Source organism: Synechococcus sp. O70.1, from assembly GCF_047462215.1.
Taxonomy (GTDB): domain Bacteria; phylum Cyanobacteriota; class Cyanobacteriia; order Thermostichales; family Thermostichaceae; genus Thermostichus.
In genome coordinates this window covers 68,228-85,097 of record NZ_JANSIT010000006.1, presented here as the reverse complement: position 1 = coordinate 85,097, position 16,870 = coordinate 68,228, and the positions used below count along the sequence as shown (strand labels likewise).

Annotated in this window: 14 protein-coding genes; 6 read left to right on the top strand and 8 right to left on the bottom strand. The window is 61.1% G+C overall.

Features of this window, described 5'->3' with window-relative positions; genetic code table 11:
- Positions 1 to 58: 58 nt before the first annotated feature.
- Positions 59 to 841 (bottom strand): hypothetical protein, encoded by a 783-nt coding sequence (locus NW833_RS05330; protein ID WP_414411792.1) that lies wholly within the window; start codon positions 839 to 841, stop codon positions 59 to 61.
- A 220-nt stretch (positions 842 to 1,061) separates the two neighbouring features.
- Here NW833_RS05330 and NW833_RS05325 point away from each other — a divergent pair, with 220 nt between their 5' ends.
- From NW833_RS05325 to NW833_RS05315, 3 genes are all read left to right on the top strand, one after another.
- Complete coding sequence (locus tag NW833_RS05325; RefSeq protein ID WP_414411791.1) at positions 1,062 to 1,421, top strand: ureidoglycolate lyase; 360 nt, start codon at positions 1,062 to 1,064, stop codon at positions 1,419 to 1,421.
- Positions 1,422 to 1,550: 129 nt separating this feature from the next.
- On the top strand, positions 1,551 to 1,706 hold the full coding sequence (locus tag NW833_RS05320; protein ID WP_414394824.1) for a hypothetical protein: 156 nt from the start codon (positions 1,551 to 1,553) through the stop codon (positions 1,704 to 1,706).
- 6 nt (positions 1,707 to 1,712) lie between these two features.
- Positions 1,713 to 2,858, top strand: a complete 1,146-nt coding sequence (locus NW833_RS05315) for a CAP domain-containing protein (protein WP_414411790.1) — start codon at positions 1,713 to 1,715, stop codon at positions 2,856 to 2,858.
- Positions 2,859 to 3,090: 232 nt separating this feature from the next.
- Here the strand turns inward: NW833_RS05315 and purD are convergent, their stop codons facing one another.
- Together purD and NW833_RS05305 are read right to left on the bottom strand one after the other, a co-directional pair.
- Complete coding sequence (purD, locus tag NW833_RS05310) at positions 3,091 to 4,404, bottom strand: phosphoribosylamine--glycine ligase (RefSeq protein ID WP_414411789.1); 1,314 nt, start codon at positions 4,402 to 4,404, stop codon at positions 3,091 to 3,093.
- Between the two features lie 160 nt (positions 4,405 to 4,564).
- A complete protein-coding gene (locus tag NW833_RS05305) occupies positions 4,565 to 5,854 on the bottom strand; it encodes an HD domain-containing protein (protein ID WP_414411788.1) in 1,290 nt (429 codons plus the stop codon).
- 81 nt (positions 5,855 to 5,935) lie between these two features.
- On the opposite strand from NW833_RS05305, the gene NW833_RS05300 reads away from it, so the two are divergent.
- Positions 5,936 to 6,949: an SGNH/GDSL hydrolase family protein gene (locus tag NW833_RS05300; protein ID WP_414411787.1), complete on the top strand. Its 1,014-nt coding sequence runs from the start codon at positions 5,936 to 5,938 to the stop codon at positions 6,947 to 6,949.
- 18 nt (positions 6,950 to 6,967) lie between these two features.
- Here the strand turns inward: NW833_RS05300 and NW833_RS05295 are convergent, their stop codons facing one another.
- Complete coding sequence (locus tag NW833_RS05295) at positions 6,968 to 8,839, bottom strand: ribonuclease J (protein WP_414411786.1); 1,872 nt, start codon at positions 8,837 to 8,839, stop codon at positions 6,968 to 6,970.
- Between the two features lie 182 nt (positions 8,840 to 9,021).
- Positions 9,022 to 9,942 carry a 4-hydroxy-tetrahydrodipicolinate synthase gene (gene dapA / locus NW833_RS05290; RefSeq protein ID WP_414395145.1) on the bottom strand — a complete coding sequence of 307 codons (921 nt, stop codon included), beginning with the start codon at positions 9,940 to 9,942 and terminating at the stop codon, positions 9,022 to 9,024.
- Positions 9,943 to 10,149: 207 nt separating this feature from the next.
- On the opposite strand from dapA, the gene NW833_RS05285 reads away from it, so the two are divergent.
- Positions 10,150 to 10,776 carry a nitroreductase family protein gene (locus NW833_RS05285; RefSeq protein ID WP_414394834.1) on the top strand — a complete coding sequence of 209 codons (627 nt, stop codon included), beginning with the start codon at positions 10,150 to 10,152 and terminating at the stop codon, positions 10,774 to 10,776.
- On the opposite strand, the gene trpD is transcribed toward NW833_RS05285, so the two are convergent.
- The 3 genes from trpD to purN are packed head-to-tail and all read right to left on the bottom strand — an operon-like array spanning position 10,773 to position 13,261.
- Positions 10,773 to 11,804, bottom strand: coding sequence for an anthranilate phosphoribosyltransferase (gene trpD / locus NW833_RS05280; protein ID WP_414394836.1), 1,032 nt, complete (start codon positions 11,802 to 11,804; stop codon positions 10,773 to 10,775). The genes NW833_RS05285 and trpD overlap by 4 nt on opposite strands.
- 32 nt (positions 11,805 to 11,836) lie before the next feature.
- Positions 11,837 to 12,598, bottom strand: coding sequence for a PIN domain-containing protein (locus tag NW833_RS05275; RefSeq protein WP_414411785.1), 762 nt, complete (start codon positions 12,596 to 12,598; stop codon positions 11,837 to 11,839).
- A gap of 12 nt (positions 12,599 to 12,610) precedes the next feature.
- On the bottom strand, positions 12,611 to 13,261 hold the full coding sequence (gene purN / locus NW833_RS05270) for a phosphoribosylglycinamide formyltransferase (protein ID WP_414394840.1): 651 nt from the start codon (positions 13,259 to 13,261) through the stop codon (positions 12,611 to 12,613).
- A gap of 119 nt (positions 13,262 to 13,380) precedes the next feature.
- Between purN and carB the strand changes: the two genes are divergently transcribed.
- A complete protein-coding gene (carB, locus tag NW833_RS05265; protein ID WP_414411784.1) occupies positions 13,381 to 16,605 on the top strand; it encodes a carbamoyl-phosphate synthase large subunit in 3,225 nt (1,074 codons plus the stop codon).
- The last annotated feature ends 265 nt before the right edge of the window (positions 16,606 to 16,870 follow it).

Sequence of the window (16,870 nt, the reverse complement as noted above, 5' to 3'; positions counted from 1 at the left end):
GTTACTTCAATATCAGTGCAGTATCCTGGTCGAAATAGCTGTAACTTGTGTCTTCGCTTTAATCTTTTTTGTCTTGAGCTTTGTCTAAAGCTTGATCTTTGTCTTGGGAACGATTTGCTCCCCGGTTCTGCAGTTGGCTTAGTTGGGAGCGCACCTGCAAGGCAATTTGCAAAGCAGCATCCAAAAGCTGCGACTGTTCGCTGGCCTGTTCTCTTAGCTGGAGCGCAGTCAGAGCTGCCAGCTCGTCGCCGAAGAACTCCCTTTGCTGCTCAATAAAGTCTTTGTTCTGCCGCAAGATCCGTTCAGTTTTCAAGGCGCGGATTAGGTCGCTGCGAGTCAGCTTCAGAGCCTCGATGATCTGATCCCGCTGGGGCAGCTTGGCCTCAGGATTGCCCGCCTCTACCAATTCATCGTTGATGTGAATGGCTTGAATGAGCCGATTGTAGCGATCTACTTCTTCTAGCAAGTTCAGCAAGAGCGGCATGCGGCGGCTGCGGAAAATCCAATAGGCTTGGCCCAAAGCGGCAATGGCTGCCAGGATTCCCCATTCCACCAGCCAACTTTCCCAACTGCTGCGCAGGCCAGGGATCAAAATTCGCCCCACCAAGGTCAGCAGGGATCCCCCTGACCAAAAGGTCAAGAAACGGCAGAACAAATCCAGCACCAACAGCAGGCCCAGCAGATTCCAAAAGGCGGAGAACTGGCGCAGCCAGTCTTTCCAGCGACGGATAGGCCGAGGTCGGTACAGCCAGGCTATGGGTACCCCAGAAAGGTTTTCCACCAGAAAAGGGGAAATGACCAGCTCTTGTAAATCCCGCCGCATGGCCATGGACTCTGCCAAGGGCTAAGTTTTCCACCCAATTCTACTGCCGGCATCTTAACCTGCTGAGATCCCTTCTCAGGGGTAAAAGCTGGCCAAAGAGGAGACAAGCAGGGTGAGTAGCCAACTACGCCAACTGAAGGCACCTCTGGTTGAAGCGGAAAACTTTGCCCCTTACGGGCAGGCGATCTACCCTGCTCCCGACGACAAGCCTTTCGACAGCTAAGATGCCCAGTTGGTTTTGAATCAGGGCCAGCCCCGCTTTTACCTCATGCGCTTGCTCCGTCCTGGCCTCAAGTTCAGCCAAATAACCCGCCACACCCGTTGCACCCCGTGCCTGGGATCCCTGCACGGCAAGGAGTGGTTCATCGCCGTCGCGCCGCCTGCCGACGAGCTACAGGTGGACGGGATTCAAGCTTTTCGAGTGGCTGGCGACTGCTTCATCAAACTGGAGCTGGGCACCTGGCACGCTGGCCCCTACTTCGACGGCGAGGAGTTTATCGACTTCTACAACCTGGAGCTGGCTGACACCAACATCACCAACCACGAGACAATCGACCTGCTCCAGACCCACAACCTGGAGTTTCAGATCATCCCTTGAGCAGCCAGATTCGGCAGCCAAGACAAATAGGTGCGGGGATCCGTGGCAGCACTACGACAGGAGCCTTGGCACTCCCCCCTATGGGATAAAACGGAGTCAAACCCAGCGGCGTCTTGGAGATTTGTTACTATGGCTACACTCCAACCTACCCCAGGAACCGGCAAGCTCTTGAGCACCCTGGCTCTGTTCCTGTGCCTAGGGCTGTTGTCTGCCTGCGACGGGGGCAGCGGCAGCACGGTTAGCCCCCCTAGCCTCACTCCCACCCCCACTCCCGCTGGCCGATAGTTTTGCATGCGCTGGCAGCGGCTGCTTGGCTTAAAGCAGCGGTGGGGAGTAGGGCTGGTCGTTCTGCTCTGCCTTGGTCTCTTGACGGCCTGCAACGGGGAGGGATCCCCCACGGCTCCAGAGCCTCCCCGGGCAGGGGAGCTGCCAATTGCTAGCTTTCTTTGCCAGTTGGATCGCCAAACCCGCACCTTTGCTGGTCCCATCTACGCCGAGCAGCCTCAGGCTGCCATCTGCAATCCCGGTCGCCTCACCCCCGCAGCAGCCCAGAAGATGATGGATCGGTTGAACTTTCTGCGGCTGTTGCACAAGTTGCCGCCGGTGAAGCTCAATCCCGAATTCTTGGAGGCCGCTCAGCAGGCGGCCCTGCTGCAGGTGGCCAATGGCGCCCTCAGCCACCAGCCCCCTCCCTCTTGGCGCTGCTTGACTCCCGCCGGAGAGGCAGGAGCCCGCTTCAGCAACCTGGCCATTGGCCCAATTCTGGAGCTGAACGGCTCTGACCCAGGGCGGGTGCTGGCCCGCCAGGTAGATATCTACTTTGCCGAGCCGGGCCGAGAGAACTTTGTAGATGTGGGTCACCGCCGCTGGAACCTCTATCCCCAGTATGCCCAAGGAGCCTACGGCATTGTCTTCGACCCGCGGGCCGGACGGGTAACTCAGGCCAATGCCAATTGGATCTTCGGCTTTGACGAGTCGGTACCGGATCCTGAGTTTATTGCTTTCCCAGAAAGAGACGGCTACCTGTACCGCCTCGAGGGGTTTTCCGGCCAGCCTTTGTCCGCCTACCGCTGGTCTTTCTCGGTGCCTAGCCGCGGCGGCTTGTCTGACCTCAGCCAGGCCCAGATCCGCATCACCGATACCCTTACCGGCGAGGCAGTGCCGGTTTGGGATATCCGGGTTGGGGATCCCGCCTTTGGCCTAGAAACCCTCACCTACTCGGTGGGATCCATTCAGCCCAATCGACCCTACTTCTTTGAGATCAGCGGCATCCGGCTCAAGGGTGGGCCGCCGCGCACCTATCGCTACACCACCACCCTCTACGACTGCGACCCTCGAGCCGGGCCAAGGCCCGCTGCCTTGACGGAAGGGCTAGGGATCCCACCTCGCTGGCTTTGGCGGGAGGATCCCTTGAACTTCCGCTGGTTCTCTCCGTAGCTGAGCCTTAACTTGTGGATCTGGGTTGTAGGCTCAGGGATCGCGCCTTCGCTGGGAGAAACTCCGGCAAGCCCCTTTCTTGTCTACTGTTGAGAAAATCAACGGAAAGTTGAGATTTCGATACTATCGTTGCTGCCTCGTCATCAGAGAAGCTAAGGTTTAGGTATCAAAGCTTTTTTAAAAACTGCTTTAGGGGCCCTGGAGAAGCGACCTCTCTGGGGCCATGATCTGCCTACGGATCGGGCACCACACCTAGGCGGACCTTCGGCCCGAGGGCGCGGCTGCCAATGTCGGAGCGGTAGTGGGCTTTGGGGAACTGCACCTGCTCCACAGCGGCATAGGCTTGGCGCAGCGCTTCTGCCAGCGTTGCCCCTTGGCCGGTAAGACAGAGGACACGCCCACCCTCGCTGAGAAGCTGCTTGCCCACCTGGCGAGTGCCGGCATGGAACACCAGGGCTCCGGTGGCGGCGGCAGCCTCTAGGCCGGCAAGGGGGATCCCTCGCTCGTAGCTGTCGGGGTAACCGGGGGCGGCCATGACCACACAGGCGGCATAGCCGGGCTTCCACCGCAGCTGAAGATTGGCCAGTCGCCCCTCGATGCAGGCCAGCAGCACCTCGTCCAGAGGGTTTTCCAAGAGGGGCAGGATAACCTGGGCTTCGGGATCCCCAAAGCGGCAGTTGTACTCCAAGACGTAGGGATCCCCATTGGGCGTAATCATCAGGCCAGCGTAGATCACCCCTTGGTAGCGAATGCCCCGCTGTTGCAGCGCCTGCAGGGTAGGATCCAGCACTTGCGCCTGGATGCGGGCCAGCAGCTTGGGGGTGACCAGGTGATCTGCCGGGGCGTGGGCCCCCATGCCGCCGGTGTTGGGTCCAGTATCGCCATCGCCAAGGCGCTTGTAGTCTTGTGCAGGCAGCAGCGGCAGGCAGATCCGGCCATCCGTCAGGGCCAGCACCGACACCTCCTGGCCGGCGAGGAACTCCTCGATGAGCACCCGCTCGCCGGGCTTGGCCAGAGCCGCCTTTAGGGCCTGCACGGCTTCTTCTCGGCTGTGGGCAACGGTCACCCCCTTGCCGGCGGCCAGCCCATCTTTTTTGATCACGACAGGATAGCTGCGTTCGCCTGACGGAGTCCTTGAATCCAGGTAGGCCAGCGCCTCAGACAAGTCGGCAAAGCCCACAGCCGGAGCCGTAGGGATCCCTGCTTCCTGCATCAGTTGCTTAGCCCAGAGCTTGCTTCCCTCCAGTTGGGCGGCGGCGCGACTGGGGCCAAAAATGGGGAGCCCTGCTGCCTGAAAGGCGTCCACAATTCCCTCCACCAAGGGCAGCTCCGGCCCCACCACCGTCAGGCGGATCCCTTGCACGGTAGCAAACCGCACCAGTCCATCGATGTCTGTGGCGGCCAAAGCCACCGGTTGACAGCGGGCCATCTGCTGGGCGCCGCCGTTGCCAGGAGCCCAGTAGACTCGAGTCACCTGAGGGGACTGCAATAGCTTCCAGACCAAAGCGTGCTCCCGTCCCCCGGAGCCAATGACCAAGGCTTGCATGGCGCTAGGGTTTCCCCGATCGCGTCAGCGGGACGTAGTCCTTACATTCTCCATTAGACCATGTTCCCGTAGCTCTTCCGTTCGCGTCAGCGGGACGTAGTCCTTACAGCCGCAGTGCCACCAGGGCAATGGCCAGGGCCCTCAGGGCTAACATAACCCTTTAAGCAGACAGCGCCCCTTCTACAAGATCGCTGTAGGGGCGAGGGAAGATGAGCCAAACCTGGCCTTGGGTTTCCACTAGGGCACGCACCAGCGGCGAGAGCTGGGCAATTTCTACGTAGCCGTCCTCGGTTTTGAGTTGGATCCCTTGGTCGTAGAAGCTGTAGCCCTGGACGTGGGCGGAGCGAATTCCCAAGTAGCTTTCTGGATCCAAGCCATCTCGCTGCATCTTCTGGCTCAGAGTTGCCACCAGCTCTTGGCGTCGCTCTTCTGGCAGGCGGGTGATGTTGCGGGCTTTGAACAGATCCCGCTCCAGGTAGCGCCGCGCCAAATCGGCCAAGATGGGATCCCTCCCCGACATGGCCCAAAAGCGAAAAGGGTAGCTGAACATCACATCGTCAGCGGCCAAATAGAGGGGCAGAGGCAACTCGAAGGGATCTCCCTTTTGCGCCGCCAGCGCGGCCCAGCACCAGGCGCTCAAGATGGGATCCAACTCGATCTCCCCCTTTTGCAAGAGCACCTGCGCCCGCTTGAAGAGGCGATCCAAAATAAAGCGGGCACACAGGCTCTTGGGGTGCTGGTACACTTGGGTGTACATGAAATAGCGCACCACCAGATAGTGCTCGATGGCTCCTAGGCCTTTGCGAGCAGGGATGCAAAGGGAGCCCGTCTCCGGGTCGTAGTCCAACACCGTGAGGATGCGATCCAGATCCAGGTGGCCGTATTGGGCACCCGTAAGCAGGCTGTCCCGCATCAAGTAGTCGAAGCGGTCACAGTCCAGTTGGCTGGCAATAAGCTGCCCCACCAGCGGCAGGGGGAATCGTTTCTGCCACACCTGCTCCAGTTGGGCCGGCAGCTGCGGGTCAAACTCCGCCACCAGGGTGGCTATCTGGGGATCCTCCCGCACGATGCGCGTCGTCCAGATCTCGTGGCGGCAGCCGAAGATCTCCTCGCCCGCATGGCTAAAGGGGGCATGGCCAATGTCGTGCAGCAGAGCGGCAACCAGGGTGACGGCGCGGTAGGGGCGCAGCTCTGGGTAGCGGCGGGCCAACTTGTCAAACAGCCGCCGCGTAACTTGCAGCACTCCCACCGAGTGGGTAAAGCGAGATCCCTCGGCGCCGTGAAAGGTAAAAAAAGCCGTGTCCAACTGGCGGATGCGACGTAGGCGCTGGAAGGCCGGCGTGTCGATAAGACGAATCAGCAGGGCCTCGACCGGATCCCCGCCATCCAGGCTAATGGCGCCGTGTAGGGGATCGTGGTAGGTGCGGGACTTGCAAAAACGCAGCGCCATACTCCCACCATACTCGCTGGCTGGCGGATCTTTGGTTAGCTTGGCTGGGGGGCTTCCCCACCTCTGCAGCAAAGCTACCCTATGGGCTCCTCTTTGCAACTGGCTACGCAAGCACCCTCGCCCCAAGACCCCAGAACCGGTGGGTTGCTGCTTTCTATGGCCATCTGGACGCTGGGTTGGGGGCTGACCGCTTGTTCTCCCCCTGCTGTTGTCGTGCCCAGCTCGACCCCCCTCAACCGCTATGTGGCTTTGGGAGCCAGCGATGCCGTTGGCTTTAACGCCTCCATCTCCTGCGATGGCCCGGCCAACGCCGCCGGCACCCGCCCGCAGCGCTCGGAGCCCCTGGATTGTCCCAACGGGACGGGGTATGTCCCGCGCCTAGCCCGCCTCCTGCCGGGGCAGGTGGAGCTCATCAACTTGGGCCGCTCGGGAGCGGTGCTCAGCCCGGCCATGCAAGCTCTAAGGGCGGGGATCCCCGCCAACGTGCTCCAGGATCAAGTGCCGCGCATCCCCCCCGACGCCACTTTGATTACTATCTGGGTAGGCGGCAACGACACCAACGCTATTGTCTTGGCAGCAGCCCAACGCGCCCTGCAGGGCGAGGATCCCTTAGTCTTTATTGAACGCCAGATCCAACAGTTTGCCGCCGACTACCAAACTCTGCTCCAGGCGGTGCGGGCTCGCGCCCCCCAAGCTCGCCTGGCAGTGGCCAACCTGCCCAACTTTGCCCTGATTCCCCTAGGCCAGCAGCAGCCCAGCGGCCTGCGGCAACTTTTGGCTCTAGTCTCCGTCAGCCTTAGCCAACGGGCCATCAACCCCCTGAGCCAACAGGGGATCCCCGTAGTGGACTTGCTCTGCGATCCCCGCTCCTACCGCCGCGAGTCTTTCTTCCCTGGCCCGCTGGCCGACGGCTTTCACCCCAACGACCGGGGATATGCCGATCTGGCGGAGGCCTTCTTGAGGATCCTAAAGCAGCCCGTCCCGCCCCAAAACCGCTGCCCGCCCTTTAGCGAGGTGGGATCCCTTTCTCCAGAGGCAAAGGCAGAGCTCTCCCCTAGAGGCTTGCTGGGGCCCGGCCTAGGGAAGAAGCCCTGAAGAGCCAGCCACCCAGTCTTACGATCGCGTAAGCGGGACGGAGTCCATAGCCGCCACCGCCGCTGAGGAGCGCCGCCGCCGTCCTAGGGCCAGCCGTTCCTGGTCGAGCTGGGCTTCCCCAACCGGCAGGGAAGCTACTGGCACAGACTCCTCTTCGGGCGACTGCACAAAGACCAACACTGTCGGCTTGCCGGGCAGTTGTTCCCGCACAAAGCGGCGCACCACTTGCTCCACCTCCGCCTTAAGGCCGGCCCAGTCAACCTCAAGGCTCCCCCGCTCCAGCGATCGGGCAAAGCGCGGCCGAGCTTGCTGGAGGGTGTCCTCTACCAGGGGTTTTAGGTCGGATCCCTTAAAGTTGCCCTCTCCCGCCAAGCCCAAGTGCTGCACCTGAGGCGTACAGAGCAGCCTGCCCCTGCCATCTAGGCTGATGACCACCGTCACTACCCCCTCTCTGGCCATTTGCTGCCGTTCTTCCAGGATCTCGTCCATCAGCACCCCATCGTGGGAAGCGGTGATCATCTGCACCCCCGCCGGCACCCTGCCGACAACAGCGATGCGCTCCTGGTTCACCTCCACCACATCGCCGTTGTTGATGATCACGATGTTTTCCCGCGGGATCCCCATGCTCATTGCTGTTTCGGCGTGCTTGACCAGCATGCGGTATTCCCCGTGGGTAGGGACGAAGAACTTGGGGCGTGTGAGGGCAATCATCAGTTTCTGGTCTTCCTGGCAGCCGTGGCCGGAGACATGCAGCCCCTTGTCTTTGCCGTAGATAACATTGGCCCCCAGCTCCATCAGCTTGTCGATGACTCGCGTTACCGCCAGCGTGTTGCCGGGAATGGGGTTGGCCGACCAAATCACGGTATCTCCTGGCTTGATCTGCAACTGCGGGTGCTCGCCATTGGCAATGCGGGTCAGAGCGGCTAGAGGCTCGCCTTGGGAGCCAGTGGTGAGGATGATGACCTTGTCGTCCGGCAGGCTGTTGATGACATGCATGGGCTGCAGCGTCTCGTCTTTGCAGCGGATGTAACCTAGACGCCGCGCATGGGCCACTACGTTTAACATCGAGCGACCCAGCAGAGACACCACCCGGCCTTGCTGCTCGGCAATCTGCAACACCAAATTGAGGCGATGCACCGAAGAAGCAAAGGTGGTGATAATCACCCGTCCTTTGGCTTCCGCAATGGCTTTGGTAAGGCCCGGCACTACTGCGGCTTCAGAGGGAGTAAAGCCGGGTACCTCAGCGTTGGTGGAGTCGCTAATTAGACAAAGTACGCCCTTTTCCCCATGCTCGGCCAGCCGATGGAGGTCAAAGCGTTCGCCATCCACCGGCGTGTGGTCGATCTTGAAGTCGCCCGTCTGGATGACAACGCCCACCGGCGTGTGCAAGGCTATCGTAAAGCTGTCGGCGGAAGAGTGGGTATTGCGAATGAATTCGGCAAAGAAGTTCTTGCACAGGGGCACAATATCCCGCGGCCCAACTGGGCGCAATTCCGTCCGATTCAAAAGGCCCACATCGCGCAGTTTTTCCTCTAGCAGGGCCAGTGCTAAGCGCGGGCCATAGATGACCGGGATGTCAAATTCCCGTAGGTGGTAAGGGATCCCGCCGATGTGATCTTCGTGGCCATGGGTAACCACCAATGCCCGCAGCTTGTCCCGGTTTTGCTTGATATAGGTCATGTCTGGCAGCACGATGTTGACCCCGTGCATCGTCTCATCGGGGAAAGCCAGGCCAGCATCCACCAGGATGATGTCGTCTTCGTAGCGGAAGACCCAGGTGTTTTTGCCGATCTCCCGCTCCCCGCCTAGCGGGATCATCTGCAAAGAGGAAGTGGGCCGGGCTGGAGCAGCTGCTGACCGAGAGGCAACTGAAGTCCGTGGTGTTCGCATAGACGCTGTGGATCCTCCAGATGTAACGATTTGTAACAATCAAGCCAACCAAAAACCCCTCCAGACAAACCCCGCCAGCCAAGTCAGCGGTGCTAGCTGAATTTGGCTACTAGGACCTGTCCATTTTCCAGTCGGGAAAATGCCACGAAAGACCCCTCCGAAAGCCCCCTAGTTAGACAGAGTCATGAAGCTTTTGCTGCTTTTTGTTCAGATCCCTGGGCCCCATCCAGTAGTCCCATCCCTTGCAGCACTTGTCGCAAAACCTGTAGAGAGCTGGCCTGCAGAGGCGCTAGCGGAGGGCGCACCCGACCTACTTGCCAACCCTGCATCTCTAGCGCCGCCTTGATGGGAACAGGGTTGGTCTCGATGAACAAAACCTTAAACAGCGGAAGCAGGCGGAGATGGTGAGCCAGGGCTTGTTCGGGCTGTCCTCTGTGGTAGCTCTGGATCAACTCCTGAAGCTGTAGCCCAACCAAATGGCTAGCTACGCTGACTACTCCTCTCCCCCCCAAAGACAAAATCGGCAAGGTCAGCGAGTCATCTCCTGAGTAGATGCTAAAGCGGGAGGGGGTAAGCCGCCGAATTTCAGAAACTACGTCCATGATACCACTAGCTTCCTTGATGGCGACAATCGTCTCCATCTCCGCCAATTGCGCCACCGTTTCCGGCTGTAGGCTTACCCCCGTGCGGCTGGGGATGTTGTAGAGCATGATGGGCAAGTCGCTGGCTTGGGCAATGGCCTTGAAGTGCTCGTAGAGCCCCGCCTGGGTGGGCTTGTTGTAGTAGGGCACCACTTGGAGAGAGCCATCCAGGCCCAACTGAGCCGCTTTTTTGGTGGCTTCGATGGCCTCCCGGGTGGAGTTGGAGCCCGTGCCGGCGATAACCTTGGCTCGGCCAGCCACGGCATCTCGCACCACCCGAAACAGCTCGTACTCTTCTTGCCAGCTCAGGGTGGGAGACTCGCCAGTGGTGCCACAGACCACCAAGCCATCGCTGCCGTGGGTTACCAAGTAATCGGCCAAGCGAGCGGCTTCTTCGTAGTTGATCTCCCCCTCAGGCGTAAAGGGAGTCACCATTGCCGTCAGCACGCGCCCGAAGTCCACCGCTTGCCTCTCCCCCTCAACCACACCGCTTGCTATTGGCTACTTCGAGGTTCCCCAAAGGGGCTGGGGGCATCCAGCTCCAATCATCCCTTTATCATACCTGCCTTCGGGAGAGGGATCTTGCTGGGGCCCTAGGCTGGATAAGCTGGATGAGAGAAGGCAATTTTGTCCTCGGTTTTCTGGTAGCAGCTCTTCTCGAGGATCCCCATGGACGTCCTAGCTGCCCTCAAAGAGCGGATCTCCGCCGACAAGTTTGATCCCAGCCGCCGCCTGTCGGAGGCGGAGATCCAGGAGCTGGTTGCCTATGCTACGGAAGCTCCATCCTCCTTTAACATCCAGCACTGGCGGTTCGTAGCCGTCACCGATCCTGCAGACAAAGAGCGCCTCAAAGCCCTGGCCTACAACCAACAGAAGGTGGCGGACGCGGCAGTGGTGTTCATCGTCCTGGGGGATCTGCGGGGGTATGAGAAGCTGCCTGAAATTGTCCAAAGAGCGGTCGCTGCGGGCCTCCTCTCCCCGGAAGGGGCGGAAAGCTGGGTGAACATGGCCCAAGCCACCTACGCCAACAACCCCACTTTGGCGCGGGATGAGGCGATTCGCTCCGGGGCCCTGGCAGCCATGGCTTTGATGCTGGCGGCGCAGGCAAAGGGCTTGGCAAGCGGGCCGATGATTGGCTTTGACCCAGAAGGGGTAAAGCGGGAGTTCGGCATTGCCGACCGCTACGTGCCGGTGATGCTGCTGGCGGTGGGCTACCCTGCACCGGGCAACCTGCCGCGCAAGCCCCGCCTAGGGGTAGACGAGGTGCTGGCTTTTGGGCGAGGGCGGGAGTTTTAGGAAGCCAGAAAGTTGACCAACTTTTGCAGGCGATCCCAGGCGGCGCCGCTGGCAAGGATCTCCCGCGCTCGGTCAATTCCAGCTCTCAAGTCAGCCACAGCTCCCGCCACCTGAAGCGCCAGCGCTGCATTGAGGGCCACCACATCCCGCTGGGCAAGATCGCCGCCTCCCTGGAGGACGCGGGTGAGGATGGCAGCATTTTCTGTCAAGTCCCCTCCCTGGAGAGCCTGGACGGGTGCGGCCGTGAGATCGTAATCCCGCGGGTTCAAGACCTCTAGGTGTAGGGATCCCTGGGAGAGAACGCCCAGGTCCGTGGGCTGAGCGAGGCCAGCTTCGTCAAGGCCTTCCCGGCTGTGGAGTACGATGGCTTCTTCCCGCCCCAGCAGGCGCAGGGCCTCGGCCACCACCGGCACCAGCTCCGGCGCGTAAACCCCGATAACCTGCCGGTTGGGGTAGAAAGGATTGACCAGGGGCCCCAGCAGGTTGAAAACGGTGCGCACCTTGAGAGCCCGTCGGTAGGGAGCTACCGCCCGCATAGCTGGATGCCAGTGGGGGGCAAAGAGAAAGGTAATGCCCACTTCGGTAACCGCGGCTCGTACCTGCTCTGGCTTGGCGTTGAGGTTCACCCCCAGGGCCTCCAGCACGTCTGCCGAGCCCACCTTGCCAGAGGCCGAACGGTTGCCGTGTTTTGCCACCGGGATCCCGGCAGCGCTGACCACAAAGGCCACGGCGGTGGAAATGTTGAAAGTGCCAGCCCCGTCCCCGCCGGTGCCGCAGGTATCCACCAAGAGGGGCAGGTCCAGCGGCGATCCCAGAGAAGCCCGTTGCAGCACCCGCGCCATGCCGGCCAGCTCGCTGGCGCTCACCCCCTTGGCTTGGAGAGCTGCTAGGATTGCCCCCGACACCACCTCCGGCACTTGGTTGGTGAGCCAGCCGTTCATTAACTCTTCCGCCTGGGCCTCGCTAAGGGATTGCCGCTCCAGCAGTTGGCCTAAAAGCTGGGGCCAAAGGTCAGCCGTTGCCGTCATGGCTAGGGACAAGTCTTGAGAAAGCCTTCACCCTAGTATCCCCTGTTTGGGCTGCTGCGATCCCGCAGCCAAGGGATCCGGGACAGGGGCAACTGCCGCCAGATCCCTTCGCTCCCCTTGGGATCTAACCAGCGCCAGGCCAACAAGCCCGCCGCCGAGAAAAAGGCCAAGGCCCACACCAGCGCCAGGGCCTTTTGTACCCCTGCTGGGGTCAAGCCAAGCGGAGATCCCCGGGATCCCTGGCTGACTGGAGAAGGCGGTCGGGCCGAAGGACGAGAAGAGAGCGGCGTGGCGGGAAGGGGAGGCCGCGGCAGCCGTCCCAAAGCCCTGGCCACCGCCTGGGGTCGCTGCTGCTGGCGTACCCAGCGGTTGAGCTCGGCTAGAGAGATGGCGCAGAGGTTGGAGACCCCCAGTTCCTGGATCCGCCCTACCAAGGGCCGATCGTTGCTCACCACCACTAGGAATCCTGGCTGCTGCTGGGCCAGGGCGTAGGCGCACTCGGCAATGGCCTGCTCCAGGCGAGCTTTTAGGGAGTGGCCGCTGGCGTTGACCTCCTCGACCCAGGCGCGGGCTGCTGAGACGGCAAACCCCAAGCTGGGCTGGTGGCGCAAAAAGGCGCGCGCTGTCGACTCTTCCTGAGGCTCAATGGCTTCTCGAGCCAGGCGCTCCAGCTCAGCCAGCACCGCCTGAGGCAGCACACACACCCCGAAGCGGGCCCATTCCTGCCACCGAGCCAGTCGCCCAGCCAGAATTGCGGAGCTATCGAAAACAAGAAGGGGTGAGATCTCGGCCATGGGGTGCGCCTTCTAGGAGGGAGGCTTCGGGGAGAGGGATCCCTCGGCCAAGCAGAGGCGGATAGCCAGAGGATAGAGGCGATGTTCCTGGGCCTGGATGCGCCGGTAGAGCGACTCCACGGTATCTTCCGGCAGGACCGGCACCGCCGCCTGGGCCACGATGGGGCCGCTGTCCATTTCCAACGTAACCCGGTGGACGGTGCAGCCGGCGATTTTTACGCCGCACGCCAGCGCCTGCTCCACAGCCCGTAGGCCCTTGAAGCTGGGCAAGAGACTGGGGTGAAGGTTTAAAACCCGCTCCGGATAGGCAGACAGCAACACCTGAGTCACCAAGCGCATCCAGCCGGCCATGATCACCCACTCCACCTGATACTGCTGCAGCACCTCCACAATGGCGGCATCTAGCGCCTCCCGGCTGGGATAGTCGCGGTGGTTAAGGAGGACACAGGGGATCCCTCGGCGCTCCGCCCGCTGCCGCACATAGGCCTCAGGATTGTTGGTGATCACAACAGCGATGTGGGCTGGCAGCTCGCCGGCCTCGATGGCCTGGGCAATGGCCTCAAAATTGCTGCCGTTGCCGGAAGCCAAAACACCCAGGATCCCGGGCCGAGGAGGAGCTGGGATCTCGCCAGGATCGGGCCAGAGGAGGCTGGGCAAGTTCATCTCAAGGCTTTCCAACAGCAACCCTTTCCGAGGCCCCTTGCCCAAGGTACACCATCTTACCGCCCAAGCTGGGCCCGCCTCTTAAAATAGAAGGCTGACCTTGCCACCCTAGGGATCCCATGCCGCGTCGTACCGACATTCACAAGATCTTGCTCATTGGAGCGGGGCCTATTGTTATTGGCCAAGCCTGCGAGTTCGACTACTCGGGCACCCAAGCCTGCAAAGCCCTGCGAGAGGAGGGCTACGAGGTCATCCTGGTCAACTCCAACCCGGCCACCATCATGACGGATCCCAGTATGGCAGATCGCGTCTACATCGAGCCGGTGACGGCAGACTTTGTGGCCCAGATCATCGAGCGGGAGCGCCCTGATGCCCTCCTTCCCACCATGGGGGGACAGACAGCTCTCAATGTAGCGATGGAGCTAGCCCGGCGCGGGATCCTGGACCAGTACGGGGTGGAGCTAATTGGGGCCAAGCGTGAGGCCATTGAAAAAGCTGAAGACCGGGAGCTGTTCAAGCAGGCGATGCAGCGAATTGGCCTGGCCGTCCCCCGCTCAGGGTTGGCCCGCAGCCTAGAGGAAGCCAAACAGATTGCTCAAGAAATTGGCTACCCCCTCATCATCCGCCCCGCCTACACCTTGGGAGGTACAGGTGGCGGCGTGGCCTACAACCAAGAGGAGTTGGAGGAAATCTGCACCGCCGGCCTAGAGGCCAGCCCAATCTCCCAGATCCTGGTGGAGGAGTCGATCATCGGCTGGAAGGAGTTCGAGCTGGAGGTGATGCGGGATCTGGCGGACAACGTGGTCATCATCTGCTCGATTGAAAACATCGACCCCATGGGGGTCCACACCGGCGACTCCATCACCGTGGCCCCGGCGCAGACCCTCACCGACAAGGAGTACCAGCGGCTGCGCGACTACGCCATCGCCATCATGCGCGAGATTGGGGTGGAAACGGGGGGATCCAACGTGCAGTTTGCCGTCAACCCCGCCAATGGCGAAGTGCGGGTCATCGAGATGAACCCGCGGGTCTCCCGCTCTTCTGCTTTGGCCAGCAAGGCCACTGGCTTCCCCATTGCCAAGATTGCCGCCAAGCTGGCTGTGGGCTACACGCTGCCGGAGCTTCCCAATGACATTACCCGCAAAACCCCTGCCAGCTTTGAGCCCACCATCGACTATGTCGTCACCAAAATCCCCCGCTTTGCCTTTGAAAAGTTTCCTGGGGCGGAGCCCGTTTTGACAACCCAGATGAAGTCGGTGGGGGAGGTGATGGCCATTGGCCGCACCTTCCAGGAGTCCATCCAGAAGGCATTGCGGTCTTTGGAGATCGACCGCCCTGGCTTTGGCAGCGACAGGCCGGAAGTCCTCCCAACCCCAGAGGAAGTGCGGGCCAACCTGCGCACCCCCAACCCCTTCCGCCTGTTGACCATTCGCACGGCCCTGCTCATGGGTTTCTCGGTCCAGGAAATTGCCCAGCTTACCCACATCGATCCCTGGTTTATCGACAAGCTGCAGGAGTTGGTGGAGGTGGAGCAAGCCCTTAAAGGGCGGGAGTTGGGATCCCTAACGGCCGAAGACCTGCGCCATCTCAAGCAGATGGGCTTTAGCGACCGACAAATTGCCCACCTGACCGGCTCCGCGGAAGCCCAGGTGCGGGATCGCCGCAAGGCCCTGGGGGTGATCCCCACCTACAAGACGGTGGACACCTGCGCTGCCGAGTTCGAGGCGGCCACCCCTTACCAGTACTCCACCTACGAGAGCGAATCCGAGACCTTCCCCACCGCCAAGCCAAAGGTGATGATCCTGGGGGGCGGTCCCAACCGCATCGGCCAGGGGATTGAGTTCGACTACTGCTGCTGTCATGCCGTCTTTGCCCTCAGACGCCTTGGCTATGAGACCATCATGGTCAACTCCAACCCCGAGACCGTTTCCACCGACTACGACACCGCTGATCGCCTCTACTTTGAGCCCCTGACCTACGAAGAGGTGATGAACCTCGTCGAGGCCGAGCAGCCGCTAGGTCTAATCCCGCAGTTTGGCGGCCAGACCCCCCTGAAGCTGGCCCAGGGGCTAGCCGCAGCCCAAGCGCCTATCTGGGGTACTTCTCCTGACTCCATCGACATAGCCGAAGATCGCGGCCGGTTTGGGCGCCTGCTCGAGGAATTGGGGATCCGCCAGCCAGCCCACGGCCTTGCCCGCAGCGTGGAGGAGAGCCTGGAGATTGCCCGGCGCATTGGCTACCCCGTGGTGGTGCGGCCCAGCTATGTGCTGGGGGGGCGGGCCATGGAGATTGTCTATTCGGATCAAGATCTGCGGCGCTACATGCAGCTAGCGGTGGCGGTGGATCCCAACCGTCCCGTGCTGGTGGATCAGTTCTTGGAGGATGCCGTGGAGGTAGATGTGGACGCCATCGCCGACCACACCGGGGCTGTAACCATCGGCGGCATCCTGGAGCACATTGAGCAAGCCGGGATCCACTCGGGCGACTCCGCCTGTGTCTTGCCCAGCCGCACTCTCAGCCCTGCTGTGCTGCAGGTGATCCGCGACTGGACGGTGAAGTTGGCCCAAGCTCTCAAGGTGGTGGGGCTCATTAACGTCCAATACGCCGTCCAGAAGGAGCAGGTTTACGTTCTGGAAGCCAACCCGCGCGCTTCCCGCACCGTGCCGTTTGTCAGCAAAGCCATTGGCCACCCCCTGGCCGCCTACGCTGCCCAGGTGATGAGCGGCAAAACCCTGGCAGAGCTGGGCTTTACCCAGGAGGTGATCCCGCCCTACGTGGCTGTTAAGGAAGTGGTGCTGCCGTTTCACAAGTTCCCCGGCACCGACACGCTGCTGGGGCCGGAGATGCGCTCTACCGGGGAGGTGATGGGCATTGACACCGACTTTGGCCGCGCCTTTGCCAAAGCGCAACTGGCTGCCGGCCAAAACCTGCCCCTAGGGGGCACCGTGTTCATCAGCGTTAGCGACCGCGACAAGCAGGCGGTGATCCCAGTGGCCCAGGAGTTGGTCAAGCTAGGCTTTCGCCTGCTGGCCACTGCCGGAACCCAAAAAGCTTTGGCCGAGCACGGGATCCCCGTCGAGAAGGTGCTCAAGCTGCACGAGGGCCGGCCCCACGTCATCGACGCCATCAAGAACGGCCAGATTCAGCTTATCGTCAACACCCCTTCTGGCGGTGAAGCCCAACAGGATGCACGGAAGATCCGCCGCACCGCCCTGGCCTACAAGATTCCTTTGGTCACTACTCTGGCTGGAGCCAAGGCTACTGCTGCTGCCATCCGCGCTCTGCAGTCAGGATCCCTGGGGGTGAAGTCCCTGCAGGAGTTTCACGCCGAAATTGGGCGATAGGAGCCTGCCGGGGTTGCTTTTCTGAAGAAATCCTTAAGACCTCCACCTTAAGAAATCCTGAAGTTCTCGACTGCAAAAACTGGCTCTTGAGGCCTGGGAAAAGAGGTGGAACATAAACTGCAATACTAATCTGCATGTTTGTATCGATAAATCAATTTATTTCACATTTTGGCTGCAGACGTTAGGTATCCTTGGCAGTTTTCTTGAGACTGTCTAGCGTGGAAGGAGAAGAATCCTCAGGGCAAGGCTGAGTCATTTCCTGAGG